Source organism: Mesorhizobium sp. M0152 (genome assembly GCF_040322415.1).
GTDB lineage: Bacteria > Pseudomonadota > Alphaproteobacteria > Rhizobiales > Rhizobiaceae > Mesorhizobium.
Genome location: NZ_JAMYTH010000017.1, coordinates 1 through 17,773 on the forward strand (window position 1 = coordinate 1; position 17,773 = coordinate 17,773).

At 63.1% G+C, this 17,773-nt stretch carries 18 protein-coding genes and 1 tRNA gene; 14 read left to right on the forward strand and 5 right to left on the reverse strand.

Going from position 1 to position 17,773, the window contains the following annotated elements:
• Positions 1-154 precede the first annotated feature (154 nt).
• On the reverse strand, positions 155-622 hold the full coding sequence (locus NKJ26_RS17910; RefSeq protein ID WP_352602044.1) for an Hsp20 family protein: 468 nt from the start codon (positions 620-622) through the stop codon (positions 155-157).
• A 499-nt stretch (positions 623-1,121) separates the two neighbouring features.
• Here NKJ26_RS17910 and NKJ26_RS17915 point away from each other — a divergent pair, with 499 nt between their 5' ends.
• Positions 1,122-2,099, forward strand: coding sequence for an alpha/beta fold hydrolase (locus NKJ26_RS17915; protein WP_352602046.1), 978 nt, complete (start codon positions 1,122-1,124; stop codon positions 2,097-2,099).
• Between the two features lie 17 nt (positions 2,100-2,116).
• On the opposite strand, the gene NKJ26_RS17920 is transcribed toward NKJ26_RS17915, so the two are convergent.
• Positions 2,117-2,629, reverse strand: coding sequence for a DUF1579 domain-containing protein (locus NKJ26_RS17920; protein WP_352602048.1), 513 nt, complete (start codon positions 2,627-2,629; stop codon positions 2,117-2,119).
• A gap of 174 nt (positions 2,630-2,803) precedes the next feature.
• Between NKJ26_RS17920 and NKJ26_RS17925 the strand changes: the two genes are divergently transcribed.
• The 3 genes from NKJ26_RS17925 (at position 2,804) to NKJ26_RS17935 (ending at position 4,153) form a co-directional block, all read left to right on the forward strand.
• Positions 2,804-2,959, forward strand: coding sequence for a hypothetical protein (locus tag NKJ26_RS17925; RefSeq protein ID WP_352602050.1), 156 nt, complete (start codon positions 2,804-2,806; stop codon positions 2,957-2,959).
• Positions 2,960-2,962: 3 nt separating this feature from the next.
• Complete coding sequence (locus NKJ26_RS17930; RefSeq protein ID WP_352602052.1) at positions 2,963-3,214, forward strand: DUF1127 domain-containing protein; 252 nt, start codon at positions 2,963-2,965, stop codon at positions 3,212-3,214.
• A gap of 108 nt (positions 3,215-3,322) precedes the next feature.
• Entirely contained in the window at positions 3,323-4,153 is an 831-nt protein-coding gene (locus NKJ26_RS17935) for a helix-turn-helix domain-containing protein (protein WP_352696364.1), read from the forward strand.
• 48 nt (positions 4,154-4,201) lie between these two features.
• Here NKJ26_RS17935 and hisN read toward each other — a convergent pair whose 3' ends face one another.
• Entirely contained in the window at positions 4,202-4,975 is a 774-nt protein-coding gene (gene hisN, locus NKJ26_RS17940) for a histidinol-phosphatase (protein WP_352696365.1), read from the reverse strand.
• Positions 4,976-5,336: 361 nt separating this feature from the next.
• Positions 5,337-6,278 carry an N-formylglutamate amidohydrolase gene (locus NKJ26_RS17945; protein ID WP_352602056.1) on the reverse strand — a complete coding sequence of 314 codons (942 nt, stop codon included), beginning with the start codon at positions 6,276-6,278 and terminating at the stop codon, positions 5,337-5,339.
• Positions 6,279-6,440: 162 nt separating this feature from the next.
• Here NKJ26_RS17945 and cpdR point away from each other — a divergent pair, with 162 nt between their 5' ends.
• Positions 6,441-6,803: a cell cycle two-component system response regulator CpdR gene (gene cpdR, locus NKJ26_RS17950; protein WP_006199474.1), complete on the forward strand. Its 363-nt coding sequence runs from the start codon at positions 6,441-6,443 to the stop codon at positions 6,801-6,803.
• A 106-nt stretch (positions 6,804-6,909) separates the two neighbouring features.
• Positions 6,910-6,984, forward strand: a tRNA-Val gene (locus NKJ26_RS17955).
• A gap of 127 nt (positions 6,985-7,111) precedes the next feature.
• Here NKJ26_RS17955 and NKJ26_RS17960 read toward each other — a convergent pair.
• Entirely contained in the window at positions 7,112-8,266 is a 1,155-nt protein-coding gene (locus tag NKJ26_RS17960; protein WP_352696366.1) for a dihydrodipicolinate synthase family protein, read from the reverse strand.
• A 237-nt stretch (positions 8,267-8,503) separates the two neighbouring features.
• Here NKJ26_RS17960 and NKJ26_RS17965 point away from each other — a divergent pair, with 237 nt between their 5' ends.
• The 8 genes from NKJ26_RS17965 (at position 8,504) to NKJ26_RS18000 (ending at position 17,771) form a co-directional block, all read left to right on the forward strand.
• Positions 8,504-9,562 (forward strand): LacI family DNA-binding transcriptional regulator, encoded by a 1,059-nt coding sequence (locus tag NKJ26_RS17965; protein WP_352696367.1) that lies wholly within the window; start codon positions 8,504-8,506, stop codon positions 9,560-9,562.
• Positions 9,559-10,575: a Gfo/Idh/MocA family protein gene (locus NKJ26_RS17970; protein WP_352696368.1), complete on the forward strand. Its 1,017-nt coding sequence runs from the start codon at positions 9,559-9,561 to the stop codon at positions 10,573-10,575. The genes NKJ26_RS17965 and NKJ26_RS17970 overlap by 4 nt, the downstream gene beginning before the upstream one ends.
• Positions 10,572-12,173, forward strand: coding sequence for an acyl CoA:acetate/3-ketoacid CoA transferase (locus NKJ26_RS17975; protein ID WP_352696369.1), 1,602 nt, complete (start codon positions 10,572-10,574; stop codon positions 12,171-12,173). Before NKJ26_RS17970 ends, NKJ26_RS17975 begins: the two co-directional genes overlap by 4 nt.
• Positions 12,166-12,942, forward strand: coding sequence for an enoyl-CoA hydratase/isomerase family protein (locus NKJ26_RS17980; RefSeq protein WP_352696370.1), 777 nt, complete (start codon positions 12,166-12,168; stop codon positions 12,940-12,942). Before NKJ26_RS17975 ends, NKJ26_RS17980 begins: the two co-directional genes overlap by 8 nt.
• A gap of 15 nt (positions 12,943-12,957) precedes the next feature.
• On the forward strand, positions 12,958-14,469 hold the full coding sequence (locus NKJ26_RS17985) for an aldehyde dehydrogenase family protein (RefSeq protein WP_352696371.1): 1,512 nt from the start codon (positions 12,958-12,960) through the stop codon (positions 14,467-14,469).
• 58 nt (positions 14,470-14,527) lie between these two features.
• A complete protein-coding gene (locus tag NKJ26_RS17990; protein ID WP_352602085.1) occupies positions 14,528-15,781 on the forward strand; it encodes an ABC transporter substrate-binding protein in 1,254 nt (417 codons plus the stop codon).
• 89 nt (positions 15,782-15,870) lie between these two features.
• Entirely contained in the window at positions 15,871-16,830 is a 960-nt protein-coding gene (locus tag NKJ26_RS17995; protein ID WP_352602087.1) for a carbohydrate ABC transporter permease, read from the forward strand.
• Entirely contained in the window at positions 16,827-17,771 is a 945-nt protein-coding gene (locus NKJ26_RS18000) for a carbohydrate ABC transporter permease (protein ID WP_352602089.1), read from the forward strand. The genes NKJ26_RS17995 and NKJ26_RS18000 overlap by 4 nt, the downstream gene beginning before the upstream one ends.
• Positions 17,772-17,773: the final 2 nt, after the last annotated feature.

Genomic DNA, 17,773 nt, shown 5'->3' on the forward strand with positions numbered 1-17,773 from the left:
CAACCTCTTTTACTGCGGCGTTTTGCTATTTTTTTTTTTAACTCAGCGTGTTCCTCGTTTTTTGCATTTTTCTGGCTCTTATTCCTTTAATTTAAATAATAAAATCCGCGGCGCCTGCCGCCCCCGCTTCCGTCTCGGGAGGAGACTTATGGGGTTAAGCGGCGGTCTTGGCCTCGATCTGCTTGGTCTTGGCGGGAGCCGAGGTGATCGCGATCTTGCGCGGCTTCAGTTCCTCGGGAATGTTGCGCTTGAGGTCGACGAAGAGCAGGCCGTTCTTCAGCGCGGCGCCGACGACTTCGACATGGTCGGCAAGCTGGAAGCGGCGCTCGAAAGCCCTCGAGGCAATGCCGCGATAGAGCAGCTCGGAACCTTCACCGGTGTCCTCGTCCTTGCGCTCGCCTTTGACGGTCAGCACGTTGCGGTGGGCTTCGATCGAGATTTCCTCGTCCGAGAAGCCGGCAACCGCCATCGAGATCCGGTAGGAATCCTCGCCGGTGCGCTCGATGTTGTAGGGCGGGTAGGTCTGCGCGCCATCTGGCTGCGCAAGCGAATCGAGCATGGTGAACAGACGGTCGAAACCGACGGTCGAACGATAGAGCGGGGAAAAATCAACGTGACGCATGAGGTGTTCTCCTGTTGAGCAACATGGTTTGCGTATGGTCGGTGCGAAACCCGTGATCGGCGTTCCGGATGGACCAGCGGCCCCGACATTGGCGGCCACGTCAGACATTTGGGGAGCGCCCGAATTGATTTCAAGATTTCGCCCGATGCCAAAAAAGACGGTGCCTTGTCGCTTGATGAACGGCAGATGAACCGGGATTTCGGCGCGCGTTCAGGCAGCCGCCGCTAAAGTGCTCCCCAGGATCAAGGACTGCGGCGCCGGATGGGATTGGAGGCGCCGCGACGAGGCCGAACCGGGTGTTAACGTCCCTTCCTCCCGGATCGACAGAGGCCGGAAGCCGCATTCAAACGGCTTCCGGCCTTCCCCGGTCTTCCCTTGCAGACCTTGCGGGCCTTGCAGATCTCTCGTCACCGGGAATTCCTTTGCTTTTGACGCTCTGGCGTCTATCACCTTGGCGAGGCCGGCCATGCCAGGCAGGCACACGAAGACGAAGCGCCGGATGACGGATACTTTGCACGACACTCCCCTTTTTCACGAGATTGATGGCAATCCGCGACCGGAAAACGCCACCGGTGGCTTCTTCACCACGCGCGACGGCAAGAAGATCCGTTATGGTCTGTTCGGCGCGGTCGCACGTCCTTTGAAGGGCACCGTGGTCGTGCTCACCGGCCGCAACGAGTGCATCGAAAAATATTTCGAAACCATCCGCGACCTTGCCTCCCGGGGTCTTGGCGTCGCCACGCTCGACTGGCGCGGCCAAGGCGATTCCGACCGGCTGATCCGCGACCGCCAGCGCGGCTATGTCCGCTCCTTCCGCGACTATACGGCTGACCTCGAACAGTTCTTCGAGGAAATCGTGCTGCCCGACTGCCGCGGGCCGTATTACATCCTGGCGCATTCGGCCGGCGCGGTGATCGCGCTGCTTGCCGCGCCGTCGATGGTGAACCGCGTGCGGCGCATGGTGCTGATCGCGCCGTTCCTGACGCTGCCCGATCTGCCGGTCTCGATAGGGACGCTCCACCGGGTCTGTTCGCTGTTCTGTCTGTTCGGTCTTGGCCGGCTCTATGCCGCCTGGGGACCGCGGCCGAAAGTGACGCCGCCTTTCGACACCAACAAGGTGACGACGGACCCGCAACGCTACCGGCGCAACACGCGGATCTACGAGGAGTACCCGCAACTGGCGCTTGGCGGACCGACGATTCGCTGGCTGCTGGCCGCCGCGAAGGCATCGATAGCCATCAGCGACCCTGATTTCATGGCCAGGATCCAGGTCCCGTTGCTCGTGATCGCCGCCGGAGCCGACCAGGTCGTCTCGACCAAGGCGGTGGAAACCTACGCCCGGCATCTGCGGCTCGGCTCGGTGCTGATGATCGATGGCGCCCGCCACGAAATCCTGCAGGAGGCCGACATCTACCGAGAGCAATTTTTCGCCGCCTTCGACGCCTTCATTCCCGGCAGCGACGATCCGACGGCCTGAGCGCGCCGACAGCCGGCTCATGCCTGGCGGGCAAACTCCATGATCCAGTTGGTCTCCCAGCTCTCGCCGCCATCGCCTGAAAAGGCCTGCTCCCAGCGCGCCTTGTTTTGCGTCATTCCTGACCAGAGGAAGCGGACCCGGATCGGCCGGCCCTCGAAGACATCCTCGCAAACGAACGTGCCGACGCCACCGACGAAGGCGCCGCGCATCGGCACGTCGATGGTCAGCGGATTGCGGCCGTCGATCCACCAGATCGACCATTGCCGCGTTGCAGGATCGAAGGTCCGCAGCGTGGCGGCGCGGTAGGTGCCATCAGGCAGCTCGATCACATTGTCATCGACATTGCCGAGCCCGCCGAGCAGCGGCCGCACCGCGCACGTACCACCGAAAATATCCCAGTTGCCGTCGCCCGCCAGGCGTTTTTGCAATCTTCTATGGCTGACGTTCCATTCGCCGAAGAAGAAATCGAAATCGCTACGGCCGTCCTGCGCGACGTCGTCGGCATGGACGGCTGTTGATTGCGTCGGCATGTCTGGTCCTCCCTTTGACGACATCTCCATAGTCGACGGCAGCTGACACCCTCCTGTCAGGAGGGTCGCCCGGCAGCACCTACGGCAGACGGAATGCTAAAGATTCTGACAGCCGGTGCTGCCTCGGAAATGATCATCTGCCCGCGTCGAACTGAACGCCAAGGAGATGATATCATGATTGAGAAAACCTGCGCGGCCTGCGATTGCCAGTTGGATGCCAACCCGATCCGCGTCAAGGTCGACGGCAAGACCGTCGAGGTCTGCTGCGAAGAATGCGCACAGGCGTTGAACGAAGCCGGTGCCTCGGCAACCGGCGTCAGCGAGGACTGAGCGATGCGCCCCGATCAAGCGGCGGCGCAGTATCTGGCCGGCCACGTCCCGGCACAGGCACCACCGGTCCGCACCGCCACCACCCGGCAGTCCTTGCATGCCCAATTCCTTGCCGTCGCCGGCTGGATCGGCCGGCAATTGGAGAAGCGACGGAGCCGCCGCGCTCTGCTCGAAATGACCGACGAACAGCTCAAGGACATAGGCCTGTCGCGTGGCGAAGCCTACTGCGAATTCAGGCGCCGCTTGTGGGACTGAGAGGTCACTGCCGAGCAGTCTCCTGACAGGAATGGGCAGGCCGATCGCGTAGGGTGCCGTCTGCAATGCCGGAATCATTTTCCGGTGCGAGGGAAGAACGCAACGGCCATGTCGCAATTCACGGTCCAGCCGCTTCTGGATACAGGTACCGTCAGGGTGAGGGACGTCGTTTGCGGCGGCCAATGCCGGCACAGGAGCGACGAAGAATGCACCTCGGCCACGCATCTCGTGTTTCCCTATCGTGGCGTCTTTGTGCGCCACGTCGGCCGCAGCGACGCCGTCGCCGAAGCCAATCAGTTGCTGTTCTTCAATGAGGCGGAAGCCTATCAAATCAGTCACCCCGTAGCGGGTGGCGACGCCTGTCTCGATCTCGTCATCGAGGATGCCCAGTTGCAGGAACTGGTGCCGAAGGAGCAGTTGCGCGCCGGCGCCGCCGTGGCGTTCCGCCGCCTGCGCCGGCGCATCGATCCGCGCGCGCAGGCCGTGGTGGCGTTGCTACGCCACAGCCTGAGCCGCAAGATCGCGGAGACACTTGAAGCCGAAACGCTGGCGCTGACGCTGGTGCGGCGCTCCCTCGGCGAACGGACCTCGCATGCCGCCGGCGCCACGCCCGGCAGCCAGAAGCTGGTCGACCGCGCCAAGCTGGTTCTATCCTCGGACCTTTCGCGGCGCTGGACGCTGGCCGACATCGCCGCCGAGGTCGGCGTCTCGCCGGTCTACCTGACGCAAATGTTCCATCAGGTCGAGGCCGTGCCGCTCTATCGCTATCATCTGCGCCTGCGGCTGGCGCGTGCACTCGATCTGCTTGGCCGCTATGACAATCTGACCACGCTCGGCATGGACCTTGGCTTCTCCAGCCACAGCCATTTCAGTTCCGCGTTCAGGCAGGTCTATGGACGCACCCCGGCGGAATTCCAGCGCTCGATCAAGCCACGCTGAAGCACTTCCAGGAAAAGTGTGAAGCGGTTTTCCAAAACGCGGGAGATATCAGCCGCGCAAGGCTTCCATCGCGGCCGCGTGAAGCTCCGGCGTCGCCGCCGCCACGATGTCGCCGCCGTTTTCCGCCGGCCCGCCGTCGAAAGTGGTGACGACGCCGCCGGCCTTCTCGATGATCGGGATCAGCGCCACGATATCGTAGGGCTTCAATCCGGGATCGGCGACGATGTCGACGCTTCCCGACGCGATCATGGCGAAGGCGTAGCAATCGGCGCCGTAACGGGCGAGCCGGATCTGCTTCTCGAACAGGTCGTAGCGATTGCGCGCCTCGTCCTTGAACAGCGCCGGGGTCGTGGTGAAAAGCGTTGCTTCGTCGAGCTTTGTCGTCTTGCGGGTGGTCAGTTTTCGCGAGCCTCCCGGCCCCTCATAGTAGGAGCCCGAGGCATTGGCGTAGAACAGCTCGCCCGTGAAGGGCTGCGCCATCATGCCGGCAACGGCGTCGCCGTCGACGGTCAGCCCGACCAGCGTTCCCCACACCGGCAGGCCGGAGATGAAGGCGCGCGTGCCGTCGATCGGATCGATCACCCAGACATGCCTGCTGGAGATGTTCTCGCTGCCATGCTCCTCTCCGAGAATACCGTGGTCGGGATACTCAGCCGAGATCAGCGCCCGGATGGCGCGCTCGGCCTCGCGGTCGGCCTCGGTGACCGGGTCGAAACTGCCCTTTTCCTTGTTGGCGACGGCACCTTGGCTGCGAAAGCGCGGCAAGGTTTCCGCCGCCGCTGCCTGCGCGATGCGGCGCATGAAATCGATGCTGATGTCCAACTGATTCTCCCGCGTTGCAGCATGCCCAAACCGTCGTTTGCTGCCAATTTCCCGCTAAAACAAGGGTGTTCGACAACTTTTCGGTCGCGAGATCTGTTGCCCAAATGTCACGCCGGCATCGTCGAAACGCAATTTCCACATCACAATGAACTAAAAAGGCCTGAAGGTCGTTGACATTTGTGCAGCGCACCATACCCTCGACCTCGGACAGGGTTTCCTGTCCATGCCCTCCTTGGGCGTTTCCTCCCTAGACTTCGACCGTGTCGTGAAAACGATGCGGTCTTTTTTTACGCCGCAATCCCAAATTCCGCCTCGGATGCGCGGCGATTTTGGCCCGGCGGCGCGCAAAACAAGCGCGATTTCACTCCGCCGCCAGCGGCAGGTCGACGAAGTGATGGTCCGGCATCGCCATCAGGTCGGCCGAAAACCGCGTCAGATCGTCGGCCAATGCGTCGAAGCCGGCGGCTTTCTCGAATGTCCGCTCGTTCATGTAGAGCCCGCGATTGACCTCGATCTGCAGCGCATGCAGATGGCGCGCCGGACGGCCGTAATGTTCGGTGATGAAACCGCCGGCATAGGGTTTGTTGTGGGCGACGGTGTAGCCCATGGCGGTGAGCAAGCCGATCGCGGTCTCAGTCAAGGCCGCGGTGGCCGAGATGCCGAAACGGTCGCCAACGATGAAGTCGGGCCGCAAACCATTGTCGCCGACACGGATACTTGCCGGCATCGAATGACAATCGATCAGCACGGCAAAGCCGAAGCGCGCATGGGTTCTGGTCAAAAGCCGTTTCAGCGTCTCGTGATAGGGCTTGTAGACGGCTTCGATGCGGGCGACCGCCTCGGCCAGCGGCAGGCGCCCGGAATAGATGTCGAGCCCCTCGCCGACCAGCTTCGGCACGGTGCCGAGCCCGCCGGCCACCCGGGCCGAGCGGATGTTGCAGAAGGACGGCACCGGCTCGGCGAACATACGCGGATCGAGTTCCCAGGGCTCGCGGTTGACGTCGAGATAGGCGCGCGGAAAATTCGCCGCCAGCATCGGCGCGCCAAGCGCGACGGCGCCGCCGAACAGTTCGTCCACGTAACAGTCTTCCGAGCGGCGGATGGCGTTGCGGTCCAGCCTGGCCATGGCGAGGAACCGCTCCGGGTAGTAGCGGCCGCTATGCGGAGAGTTGAAGAGAAAGGGAACGCGCTGCTCGGCGCCCGACCGGATTTCGAAGGGTGGAAAGACCGAAAAATCCTCGGCTGCCGTCTTCAATTTGAACGAACCCGAAAACACCAGTGCATCATGAAATGAAAGTGCCACCTTGCCGGCCGCGTGTCCAGCATTTCAGCATCCATCGCGCTCGGCGAATATGGTTCGTCATCGTGCGCGTTCACTTGATGTTTACCCTCGCCGTCTCATATACAGGATGGTTAACGGGGCCGCCCAACGGCGGTCTCGGGCGGGTGATTCGGACGGGATATCATGGCACGCATTCTTCTGGCGGAAGACGACGACGATATGCGTCGCTTCCTGGTCAAGGCGCTGGAGCGCGCCGGCTATCAGGTCAGCGATTTCGACAACGGTGCCAGTGCCTATGAACGGTTGCGCGAGGAACCGTTCTCGCTGCTCCTGACTGACATCGTGATGCCGGAGATGGACGGTATAGAACTCGCACGCCGCGCCACCGAGATCGATCCTGACTTGAAGGTCATGTTCATCACAGGTTTCGCCGCCGTCGCGCTCAACCCCGATTCCAAGGCGCCGAAAGACGCCAAGGTGCTGTCGAAGCCATTCCATCTGCGCGATCTCGTCAACGAGGTCGAAAAGATGCTGCAGGCGGCCTGAGCCGCCTTCCGCGACGCACAGCCGCCCGTCCGCGGCTGCGGCGATTCTTTCCTTTTTCCTGCTATTGACGCGCTGGATCAAAAATGGTGTATGCGCGGCTTCGGATGGGCGTGTAGCTCAGCGGGAGAGCACTGCATTGACATTGCAGGGGTCACAGGTTCAATCCCTGTCACGCCCACCATCCAAATCAAAATCCGGTTTCCCCACACGGTGCGGCGCGGAAATAGGTGTACGCCTTTTGCAATGTCTGTCGTGCTTGCGCCGGACCGATCTCGCCCACTGGCATCTCACCATCAATGTCCAGCGGCTCAGATGCCCGCGACAGCGCACAGACTCTTCATTCTGGAGACGGCCAGTTCCGGATCGGCCAGCAAACCCGCCTGGTCGGCAAGCCGAAAGACATCCGCATAGTGGCGGATGCCGCGCGCCGATTGCATGCCGCCGATCATCGCGAAATGATCCTGGTGGCCGTTCAGCCAAGCCATGAAGACGATGCCGGCTTTGTAGTACTCGGTCGGCGCTTCGAAGATTTTTCGCGATAACGGCACCGTCGGCGCCATCAGCACGTCATAGCCCGCGCGATCGCCGTCCGCCAATTTCGCCAGCGCGGCGTTGGCAACCGGCGCGATGGCATCGAAAATGCCGAGCAGCGCATGCGAATGTTTCTGGCCGTCGCCGGCGATCAGTTCGGGATAGTTGAAGTCGTCGCCGGTGAACATGGCGACGCCATCCGGCAGGCGGTTCCTGAGCGCCACCTCCTTGCCGGCGTCGAGCAACGATATCTTTATCCCCTCGATCTTGATCGCATGACGCTCGATGATCGCCACGACGGTATCCAGCGCCGCCTCGAAATCGTGGGCGCCCCAGTACCCTTTCAGCGCCGGGTCGAACATGTCGCCCAGCCAGTGCAGGATGACCTTACCGGACGCCTGGCTCAGAATGCGGTCGTAGACGCTGGCATAGTCGTCCGGGCCCTTAGCAACCGCCGACAGCGCGCGACTGGCCATCATGATCGTCTTGCCGCCCTGCCCTTCAATGAAGGCGAACTGCTCTTCATAGGCCGCGATTACGTCATGGAGCGTCTGGGCCGACGCCGGCGCCAGATGATCGGTGCCGGCGCCCGACGCCAGATCGGCGCCTTCGACGGTTTTCGCCTCGGCGATCGAGCGACGGATCAACTCCCGCGCGCTCGCCCAGTCGAAACCCATGCCGCGCTGCGAAGTGTCCATCGCTTCGGCGATGCGGAAGCCGAGCCGCCACAGATGGTGACGGAACGCCATGGTCTTCTCCCAGTCGACCACCGGTCGCGACCACGGATCGGTCATGTTGAGGGGATCGGCAACGACGTGCGCGGCGGCATAGGCGATGCGCGAAAATCGCGCGCCAGGCACTGGCAGAACTGGCTGGCCGACAAGCGCGTAGCGGGTGCCGCGGCCACCCTCACCAGGCAAGCTAATGTCCATCGCTCTCTCCTTCGCCGCGCCCTATAAATGGAACGTTCCAATAAATCAAGGAGCTTTAAGATTCCAGGTCTACTCCTGGGAAATGCTGCATCGCAATACGATGAAGCCGGCAAAACGCCAGTTTCCGACGCCAGACGATCAACTTTTTGGACGCGGAAAAATCTCGATTGACTCGGGATTGAAGCGGTGATTAGAACGTTCCAATAGATTGAGCTGAAAGTGGGGAGGACTATCAGGATGGCCAGCCGGGCCAAGGCGACGATATTCGACATTGCCCGCGAGGCGGGCGTGTCCAAGTCGACGGTATCGCTGGTTCTTCAGGGCAGCGGACTGATCCGACCCGAGACCGCGGTCAAGGTGCGCAAGGCGATCGAGGATGTCGGCTACGTCTACAACCGCGGCGCCGCCAATCTGCGCAAGGCCCATTCCAACGTCATCGGCATGGTCATCAACGATCTCACCAATCCCTTCTTCGCCGAACTGGCGGTCGGGATGGAGCGCGTCTTCCAGTCTGCCGGCATCGTACCTTTCATGGCCAACACGGCCGAGAATCCAGTGCGCCAGGAAGAGGTGCTGAAATCACTGATGGAACAAGGCGTCGCCGGGCTCATCGTGTCGCCGGCGCGCGGCACTACGCCGGGCGCCTTCCGGCGGCTGGAAATGGCCGGCGTGCCGATCGTCTTCGCCATGCGCCGGTTGCCCGAAAGCCGCATCCCGGTGATCGCGCCGGACAATCACCGCGGCGCCTATTTTGCCACCGCTCATCTGATCGGCAAAGGACACCGCCGGCTGGCCTTCTTCGGCGGCTCATCCGACCTTGTAGTCTATCACGAGCGGGTGGGTGGTTTTCGCGAGGCCTGCGAAACGCTCGGCATCGACACGCGCGACATGCTGGTCATCGAGGGCGAGACCAGCCGTAAGGGCGGCATCGCTTGCCTGGAAACCGCTCTTGCCATGGCTGAACCGCCGACCGCCGCGCTCTGCTTCAACGATGCCGTCGCCTTTGGCGTCATGCTGGCGCTGCGCAAGCGAGGCCTCGAGCCGGGGCCGGACTTCGCCGTCGTCGGCTTCGACGACGTGATCGAAGCCGAGCACTACATGCCGGCGCTGACCAGTGTCGCGGTCGATAGCCCCGGTCTCGGCGAGCGCGCCGCCCATGTCATGCTCAAGATGATCCAGTCGGGCACCACCCGGGCTGAGGACCATATCGGGGCCGTCAATCTCGTGATCAGGGAAAGCTGCGGCCCGGACCGCCGCACCCGCAATAGGGCAGCGGCCGTCGGAGGCGCGGCATGAGCGTCAGATGGGGGCTGATCGGCGCCAGCACGATCGCCAGGCAATTCATGATCAATGCCATCCGCGCGCAAGATGGCGCCGAGATTTCGGTGGTGATGAGTTCCAGCCCGGAACGCGCCACGGCCTATGCCAGGGAAAATGGCATTCCATCCGCTGTGTCGACGCTCGACGTGCTGCTCAAATCCGGTATCGACGCCGTCTACATCTCGACCACCAATGAGTTGCACCTCGAACAGGCGCTCGCCGCGATCAGGGCGGGAAAGCATGTGCTGTGCGAAAAGCCGCTGGCCCTGACCAGCGCGGATGCACGCACAATGGTCGCCGCCGCCAAGGCCGCCGGCGTCGTGCTCGGCACCAACCACCATCTGCGCAATGCCGGCGCGCACCGCGCCATGCGTGAGGCGATTGCCGCCGGCCGCATCGGCAGGCCGATCGCCGCGCGCGTTTTCCATTCCGTCTATCTGCCGGAGAATCTGCAGGGATGGCGCATCACCAGGCCCGAAGCGGGCGGCGGCGTGGTGCTCGACATCACCGTGCACGATGCAGACACGCTGCGCTTCGTGCTCGGCGACGATCCGGTGGAAGTTTCGGCCTTTACGCAGTCGGCCGGCATGGCCGGCGGCGGGCTGGAAGACGGCGCCATGTGCATCTGGCGCTTCCAGTCGGGTGTCATCGCCCAGTCGCATGAAGGCTTCACCACCAGATTCGCCGGCACCGGCTTCGAAGTGCACGGCTCGGAGGGTTCGCTGGTCGCCAGGGATGTGATGACGCAGCAGCCGGTCGGCTCGGTTCTGCTGCGCACCGCCAAGGGCGAAGAGGAATTGAGCTTCGACCGCGAGGACCTCTATGTCAGGTCGCTGCGCCAATTCCATGGCGCGATCCGCGGCGACGGCCAGCCCGCCGCCACCGGAGAGGACGGCATCTGGTCGCTTGCATCGGCCGAAGCCGCGCTTCAATCGGCCAGTGCTGGCAAGGCCATAAAGATCGACCCGAAACTCGGGAGCATGAATTGAGCAAGGTCGTTTCCGCCGGGCAGGCAGCGAGCCTGATCAGGGATGGCATGGTCGTCTCCGTGTCGTCGTCGAGCGGTCTTGGCTGCCCGGACGCCGTGCTGGCCGCCATCGGCGAGCGCTTCGACGCCGAGGGCCACCCAAAGAATATCACCACGCTGCATCCGATCGCCGCCGGCGACATGTACGGCATCAGGGGTATCGACCATCTGGCCAAGCCCGGCCTGCTGAAGCGCACTTTGTGCGGCTCCTATCCATCTGGCCCCTCTTCGTCCGAGCCGCCGCAGATCTGGAAGATGATCGGCGACAATTCGGTCGCCGCCTACAACGTGCCGTCCGGCATCCTGTTCGACATGCACCGCGAGGCCGCCGCCAAGCGGCCGGGCGTGCTGACCAAGGTCGGGCTCGACACCTTCGCCGACCCGCGCCACCAGGGCTGCGCCATGAACGACGCCGCCAGCGAGCCGATCGTTTCGGTGCAGCAATTCGACGGCGAGGAATGGCTCTATTTCCGCTCTATCGTGCCTGATGTCTCGATCATCCGCGCCACCACGGCCGACGAGCGCGGCAACCTCACCTATGAGCATGAGGGCGCCTATCTCGGCGGGCTCGAACAGGCGCTCGCCGCCCGCAACAATGGCGGCGTCGTCATCGCGCAGGTCAAGCGTGTGGTCGAGAACGGCACGCTGAAGCCGCACGACGTGCGCGTGCCAGGCGTACTGGTCGACCATATCGTGGTGGCCCCCGACCAGTTGCAGACGACGCTGACGCCTTATGATCCGGCCATCTCCGGCGAGATATTCCGGCCGCTGTCGAGCTTCCGCAACGCCGAGATGAATGTCCAGAAAGTCATCGCACGGCGCGTTGCCATGGAGTTGCGCGATGGCATGGCGGTCAATATCGGCTTCGGCATCTCGGCCAATGTGCCGCGCATCCTGCTTGAGGAAGGCCAGCACGGCAAGGTTACCTGGGTGATCGAACAGGGTGCGGTCGGCGGTGTGCCGCTGCTCGACTTCAAGTTCGGCTGCGCCTCGAATGCCGAGGCGATCATGCCTTCGCCGCACCAGTTCATCTATTTCCAGGCCGGGGGTTTCGACGCCTCGCTGCTGTCCTTCCTGCAGATCGACCGCCACGGCTCGGTCAATGTCTCGAAACTTTCGGCGCGGCCGCATGTCACCGCTGGCGCCGGCGGCTTCGTCGACATCACCGCGCGGGCGAAAAAGATCGTCTTCTCCGGCTTCTTCAATGCCGGAGCAAAACTCTCATTGGTCGACGGCGGCATCCGCATCGACCAAGAGGGCAAGGTCAAGAAGGTGGTCGCGGAGGTCGAGCACATCTCCTTCTCCGGCAAGCGCGCCGTCGCTCAAGGGCAGGACATCACCTATGTCACCGAACGCTGCGTGATGAAGCTGACGCCGGACGGGTTGATGGTGACGGAACTGGCGCCGGGCATCGACCTCGAGCGCGATGTCCTAGCGCAGGCCGAGATTCCACTCGGCATCGCCAACGACCTCAAGGTGATGCCGGCGGCCCTCTACCAGGACCGGCCGATCGGCCTGTCGCTCAACGACGGCGCTTCGCTGGGAGGCGCGCATGGCTGAGCCTCTCGTCAGCTTCGAGCAGGATGGCGCCATCGGCATCGTCACCTTGCGCCGGCCGGAAAAATTCAACGCGCTTGATATTCCGATGCTGCGGGCACTGGAAAGCGCGCTCGACGCAGCGGAGACGGCCGACGGCGTGCGCGTCGTGCTGCTCCGCGGCGAAGGCAAGGGCTTTTGCGCCGGCGGCGACGTCGAGGCATGGGCGCAATTAAGTGCCGCCGATTTCCAGGTGCAATGGGTGCGCTACGGCCACCGCGTCTTCGATCGGCTGGCGCGGCTCAGGCAGCCCACCATTGCCGTGCTGTCCGGCCACGCGCTGGGCGGCGGGCTGGAACTGGCGGTCGCCTGCGACTTCCGTGTCGCGGAAACACAGGTCAAGCTCGGCTTTCCCGAAACGTCGATCGGCGTCGTGCCCGGCTGGTCCGGCACGCAGCGCGCCGTGCGCCGGTTCGGCGCGCAGACGGTGCGCCGCATGGCTCTCGGCGGCGAGCTACTTCTCGCCCCCGAAGCGCTCGCCTTGGGCGTGGTCGACAAGGTAGTCGAAACCGGCAAGTCGCTCGCCGAGGCACAAGCCTGGGCCGAAAAGATCGCCGGGCGCGGTCCGCTGGCCACTGAAGCCGCAAAACTGATGATCGCGGTGGCCGAAGGCGAGGAAAGTGCGGCCGCGACCGAAGCGCTGGCCAGCGGCTTCATCGCACTGACCAGCGATCTCAAGGCCGGCGTCGGTGCGTTCAAGGCCAAGCAAAAACCAGCATTTTCAAGATCCTGAGGATTCCGAACGCAGATGAACGCGCCTCTCAACATCGCAATGCCCGCCGAAGCGTCCACGGCGCCGAAAACCTATCGGCTGCTGATCGACGGCAGACATGTCGATGCCCGCGACGGCCGCACGCTGGAGCGCAAAAGCCCTGGCCACGGCTTCACCGTCTCGCGCTATGCACAGGCCGGCGAGGCAGACGTCGATGCCGCGATGCAGGCCGCGCATAAGGCGTTCGAAACCGGCCCCTGGCCGCGCATGAAGGCTTCCGAGCGTGCCGCGATACTGCTCAAGGTGGCCGACCTGATCGAGGCGCGACTGGAGGACATCGCCCGGCTCGATGCGCTGGAATCCGGCAAGCCGATCGCCCAGGCGCGCGGCGAGATCGGCGGCGCCGTCGACATCTGGCGCTATGCCGCTTCGCTTGCCCGGACGCTGCATGGCGAGAGCTACGCCAATCTCGGCGACGCCATGCTGGGCGTCGTGCTGCGCGAGCCGATCGGCGTCGTCTCGATCATCACGCCGTGGAATTTCCCCTTCCTGATCGTCAGCCAGAAACTGCCCTTCGCGCTCGCCGCCGGCTGCACGGCGGTGGTCAAGCCGAGCGAAATGACGTCCGCCTCCACCTTCGTCCTCGGCGACATCCTGATCGAGGCCGAGCTGCCCGCCGGTGTGGTCAATGTCCTCGCCGGCCTGGGCGCCGATGTCGGCGCGCCGATGGTCAGCCATCCGCTGGTCGAGATGGTCTCGTTCACCGGTTCCACCCGCGTCGGGAAGATGACGATGGCCTCCGCCGCGCAATCGCTGAAGAAAGTCTCGATGGAACTCGGCGGCAAGAACGGGCAGATCGTGTTCCCCGATGCCGACCTCGAGGCCGCCGCCGATGCGGCTGTCTTCGGCGGCTTCTTCAATGCCGGCGAATGCTGCAATGCCGGCAGCCGGCTGATCGTGCATGAGGCGATCGCCGACGATTTTCTGAGCGCGGTCAAGGCGCTCACCGCCAGGGTGACGGTCGGCGATCCGCTCGATAGCGGAACCAAGGTCGGCGCGATGATCTCGTCGGACCACCTGGCCAAGGTAACGGGTTACATCAAGGCAGCCGAGAACGAGGGCAGCAGCATCTATAGCGGGGGCACGCGGCTGGCCTCCAATGCTGGCCAGTATCTCGACCCGACGATCATCCGCGGCGTGGCCGGGGACATGGCCATCGCCCGCGAGGAAGTGTTCGGCCCAGTACTGTCAGTGCTGACTTTTGAATCGATTGAAAAGGCGTTGCACATCGCCAACGACACGCCCTATGGTTTGTCGGCGGGCGTGTGGAGCGCCAGCATCGACACCTGCATGTCGGTGGCGCGTGGAGTGCGTTCGGGGACGGTTTGGGTGAATACGTTCATGGAAGGTTATCCCGAACTGCCTTTCGGGGGCTACAAGCAGTCCGGCCTCGGACGCGAACTCGGCAAACGCGCCGTAGAGGATTATACCGAGGAAAAGACAATCCAGTTTCATCGCGGCCAGCGCACCGGATGGTGGGTCGGCTGAGTTGGGAAGAACCCGGCGGGCTTTCGCCGGTCGTGTAATGCAACAAGGGAGGAAGTACATGTTGCGCAAACTGCTTATCGGAACGGCTCTCGCATCCGGCCTGGCTTTCGCGGCCCATGCCGAGGACGTCAAGGAAGTCCAGATGCTGCATTGGTGGACATCGGGCGGCGAAGCGGCTGCTCTGAACGTTCTCAAGGGCGATCTCGCCAAGGAAGGCTATGCCTGGAAGGACGTGCCGGTGGCCGGTGGTGGCGGCGATGCCGCCATGACCGCGCTGAAGGCGATGGTCGCGGCCGGCAACTACCCGACTGCCTCGCAGATGCTCGGCTACACCGTGCTCGACTATGCCGCGGCCGGCGTCATGGGCGACCTGACCGAAACGGCCAAGAAGGAAGGTTGGGACAAATCCGTTCCGGCGGCCCTGCAGAAATTCTCCGTCTACGAAGGCAAATGGGTCGCGGCTCCGGTCAACGTCCACTCGGTCAACTGGCTGTGGATCAACAAGGCCGTCATGGACAAGATCGGCGGCATCGAGCCGAAGACCTTCGACGACTTCGTCGCCTTGCTCGACAAGGCCAAGGCGGCAGGCGTGACCCCGCTCGCCCTCGGCGGCCAGAACTGGCAGGAAGCCACCATGTTCGACTCGGTCGTGCTGTCGACCGGCGGACCCGAGTTCTACAAGAAGGCCTTCAACGACCTCGATGACGAGTCTCTCAAGTCGGACACGATGAAGAAGTCGTTCGACAACCTTGCCAAGCTGGTCACCTATGTCGACCCGAATTTCTCCGGCCGCGACTGGAATCTCGCCACCGCCATGGTCATCAAGGGCGATGCGCTGGTGCAGGTCATGGGCGACTGGGCAAAGGGTGAGTTTCACGCCGCCAAGAAGACCCCCGGCACCGACTTCCTGTGCTATCGCTTCCCGGGCACCGACGGCTCCGTGATCTACAACTCCGACATGTTCGGCATGTTCAACGTTCCGGACGACCGCAAGGCCGCCCAGATCGCGTTGGCCACCGCCACCCTGTCCAAGAGCTTCCAGTCGGCGTTCAATGTCGTCAAGGGATCGGTTCCGGCCCGCACCGACGTTCCGGACACTGATTTCGACGCTTGCGGCAAGAAGGGCATGGCCGACCTGAAGCACGCCAACGAAGGCGGCACGCTGTTCGGTTCGCTCGCCCAGGGCTATGGCGCGCCTCCGGCTGTCGCCAACGCCTACAAGGATGTCGTCTCGAAGTTCGTCCATGGCCAGATCAAGACCTCGGACGAGGCTGTGACCGAATTGGTCAAGGCAATCGACGACGCCAAGTAAGCGCCGCGCAGCAAAACACCTTCCCCGCTTCGGCGGGGAAGGTTTCGGTCCGCGAACCTGGTGGGCCGCGCGTCGACGGGAGGAGCCCTATGAGTACGGTTGCGACAAGCCAGATCAAGCTGACGCCGGAGCATGACGCCCATCCGCGCGCCTCGGTGCGTTCGCGCCTGCAGGATGCGCTGCCGAAGATCGTGCTGGCGCCGAGCTTCGCCATCACCATCGTCTTCGTCTACGGCTTCATCCTGTGGACGATCTATCTGTCCTTCACCAATTCCAAGACCTTCCCGTCCTACGCCATCACGGGCGCGCGCGCCTATCAGCGGCTATGGGGCTGGACCTTCGACACCGACCCGCCATCGAGCTGGTACACGTCGATCACCAATATGGGCATTTTCGGCTTTCTCTACATCCTGATCTGCCTGGCGCTCGGCCTGTTCCTGGCCATCCTGCTCGATCAGAAGATCCGCGGCGAAGGCGTGCTGCGTCCGATCTATCTCTACCCGATGGCGCTGTCCTTCATCGTCACCGGCGTTGCCTGGAAATGGTTTCTCGATCCCGGCCTCGGCCTCGAACAGACGCTGCATCAATGGGGTTGGACGAGCTTCCATTTCGACTGGATCAAGAACAAGGATTTCGTCATCTACACGGTGGTTATCGCCGGCGTCTGGCAGGCCTCCGGCTTCATCATGGCGATGTTCCTGGCCGGCCTGCGCGGCATCGACGGCGAGATCATGAAGGCGGCGCAGATCGATGGTGCCACCACCTTCCAGCTCTACCGCCGCATCGTCATTCCGCTGCTGCGGCCGATCTTCCTGTCGGCTTTCATCGTGCTCGCCCACCTCGCCATCAAATCCTATGACCTGGTCGTGGCGCTGACCAGCGGCGGCCCCGGCGGCTCGGCCTGGCTGCCGTCCAACTTCATGTACGAGTACACGTTCAAGCGCAACGAAATGGCCGTCGGTTCGGCCAGCGCCGTGATCATGCTCATGACCATCGTTGCCATCATCGTGCCCTATCTCTATTCGGAACTGAGGGAGAAGCCGCGATGAGTTCTGTCGCCACTCCCGCCCGCCAGGCCACCGGCGGCCTCAACGTCAAGGTCGTCAACCGCATCGTCATCTACGGGCTGCTGACGCTATTCGCGCTGTTCTACCTGATGCCGCTGTTCGTCATGCTGGTCACCTCGTTCAAGACCATGGACGAGATCCAGAACGGCAACATGCTGGCGCTGCCCCAGGCGCCGACGTTCGATCCGTGGCTGAAGGCCTGGGGCGAGACCTGCGTCGGGCTCACCTGCGCCGGCATCAAGGGCTATTTCTGGAACTCCATCAAGATGGTGGTTCCGGCCGTGTTGATCTCGACCATGCTCGGCGCGCTCAACGGTTACGTGCTGACCAAATGGCGTTTTCGCGGCGCGACGCTGGTGTTCGGGCTGATGCTGTTCGCCTGCTTCATCCCGTTCCAGTCCGTGCTGCTGCCGATGGCGACGATCCTCGGCAGCCTTGGCCGTTTCGGCGTGTCGCTGCAGAACACGGTCGGAACCAGCTTTGGCCTCGGCAACCCGACCGTCAATCTCGTCTTCGTCCACGTCGTCTACGGCATCGGTTTCACCACGCTGTTCTTCCGCAACTATTACGAGGCGTTCCCGACGGAACTGGTCAAGGCGGCGCAGGTCGACGGCGCCTCCTTCTTCCAGATCTTTCGCCGCATCATGCTGCCGAACTCGATGCCGATCTTCGTCGTCACGGTCATTTATCAGTTCACCAATATCTGGAACGACTTCCTCTTCGCTTCCGCCTACGCCGGCACCGGTGACTCCATGCCGATGACGGTGGCGCTCAACAACGTCGTCAACACCTCGACCGGCGTCGTCGAATACAACGTCAACATGGCGGCCGCGATGATCGCTGCGTTGCCCACCCTTCTCGTTTATGTGCTCGCCGGCCGCTACTTCGTACGCGGTCTCATGGCTGGCGCCGTCAAAGGATAATC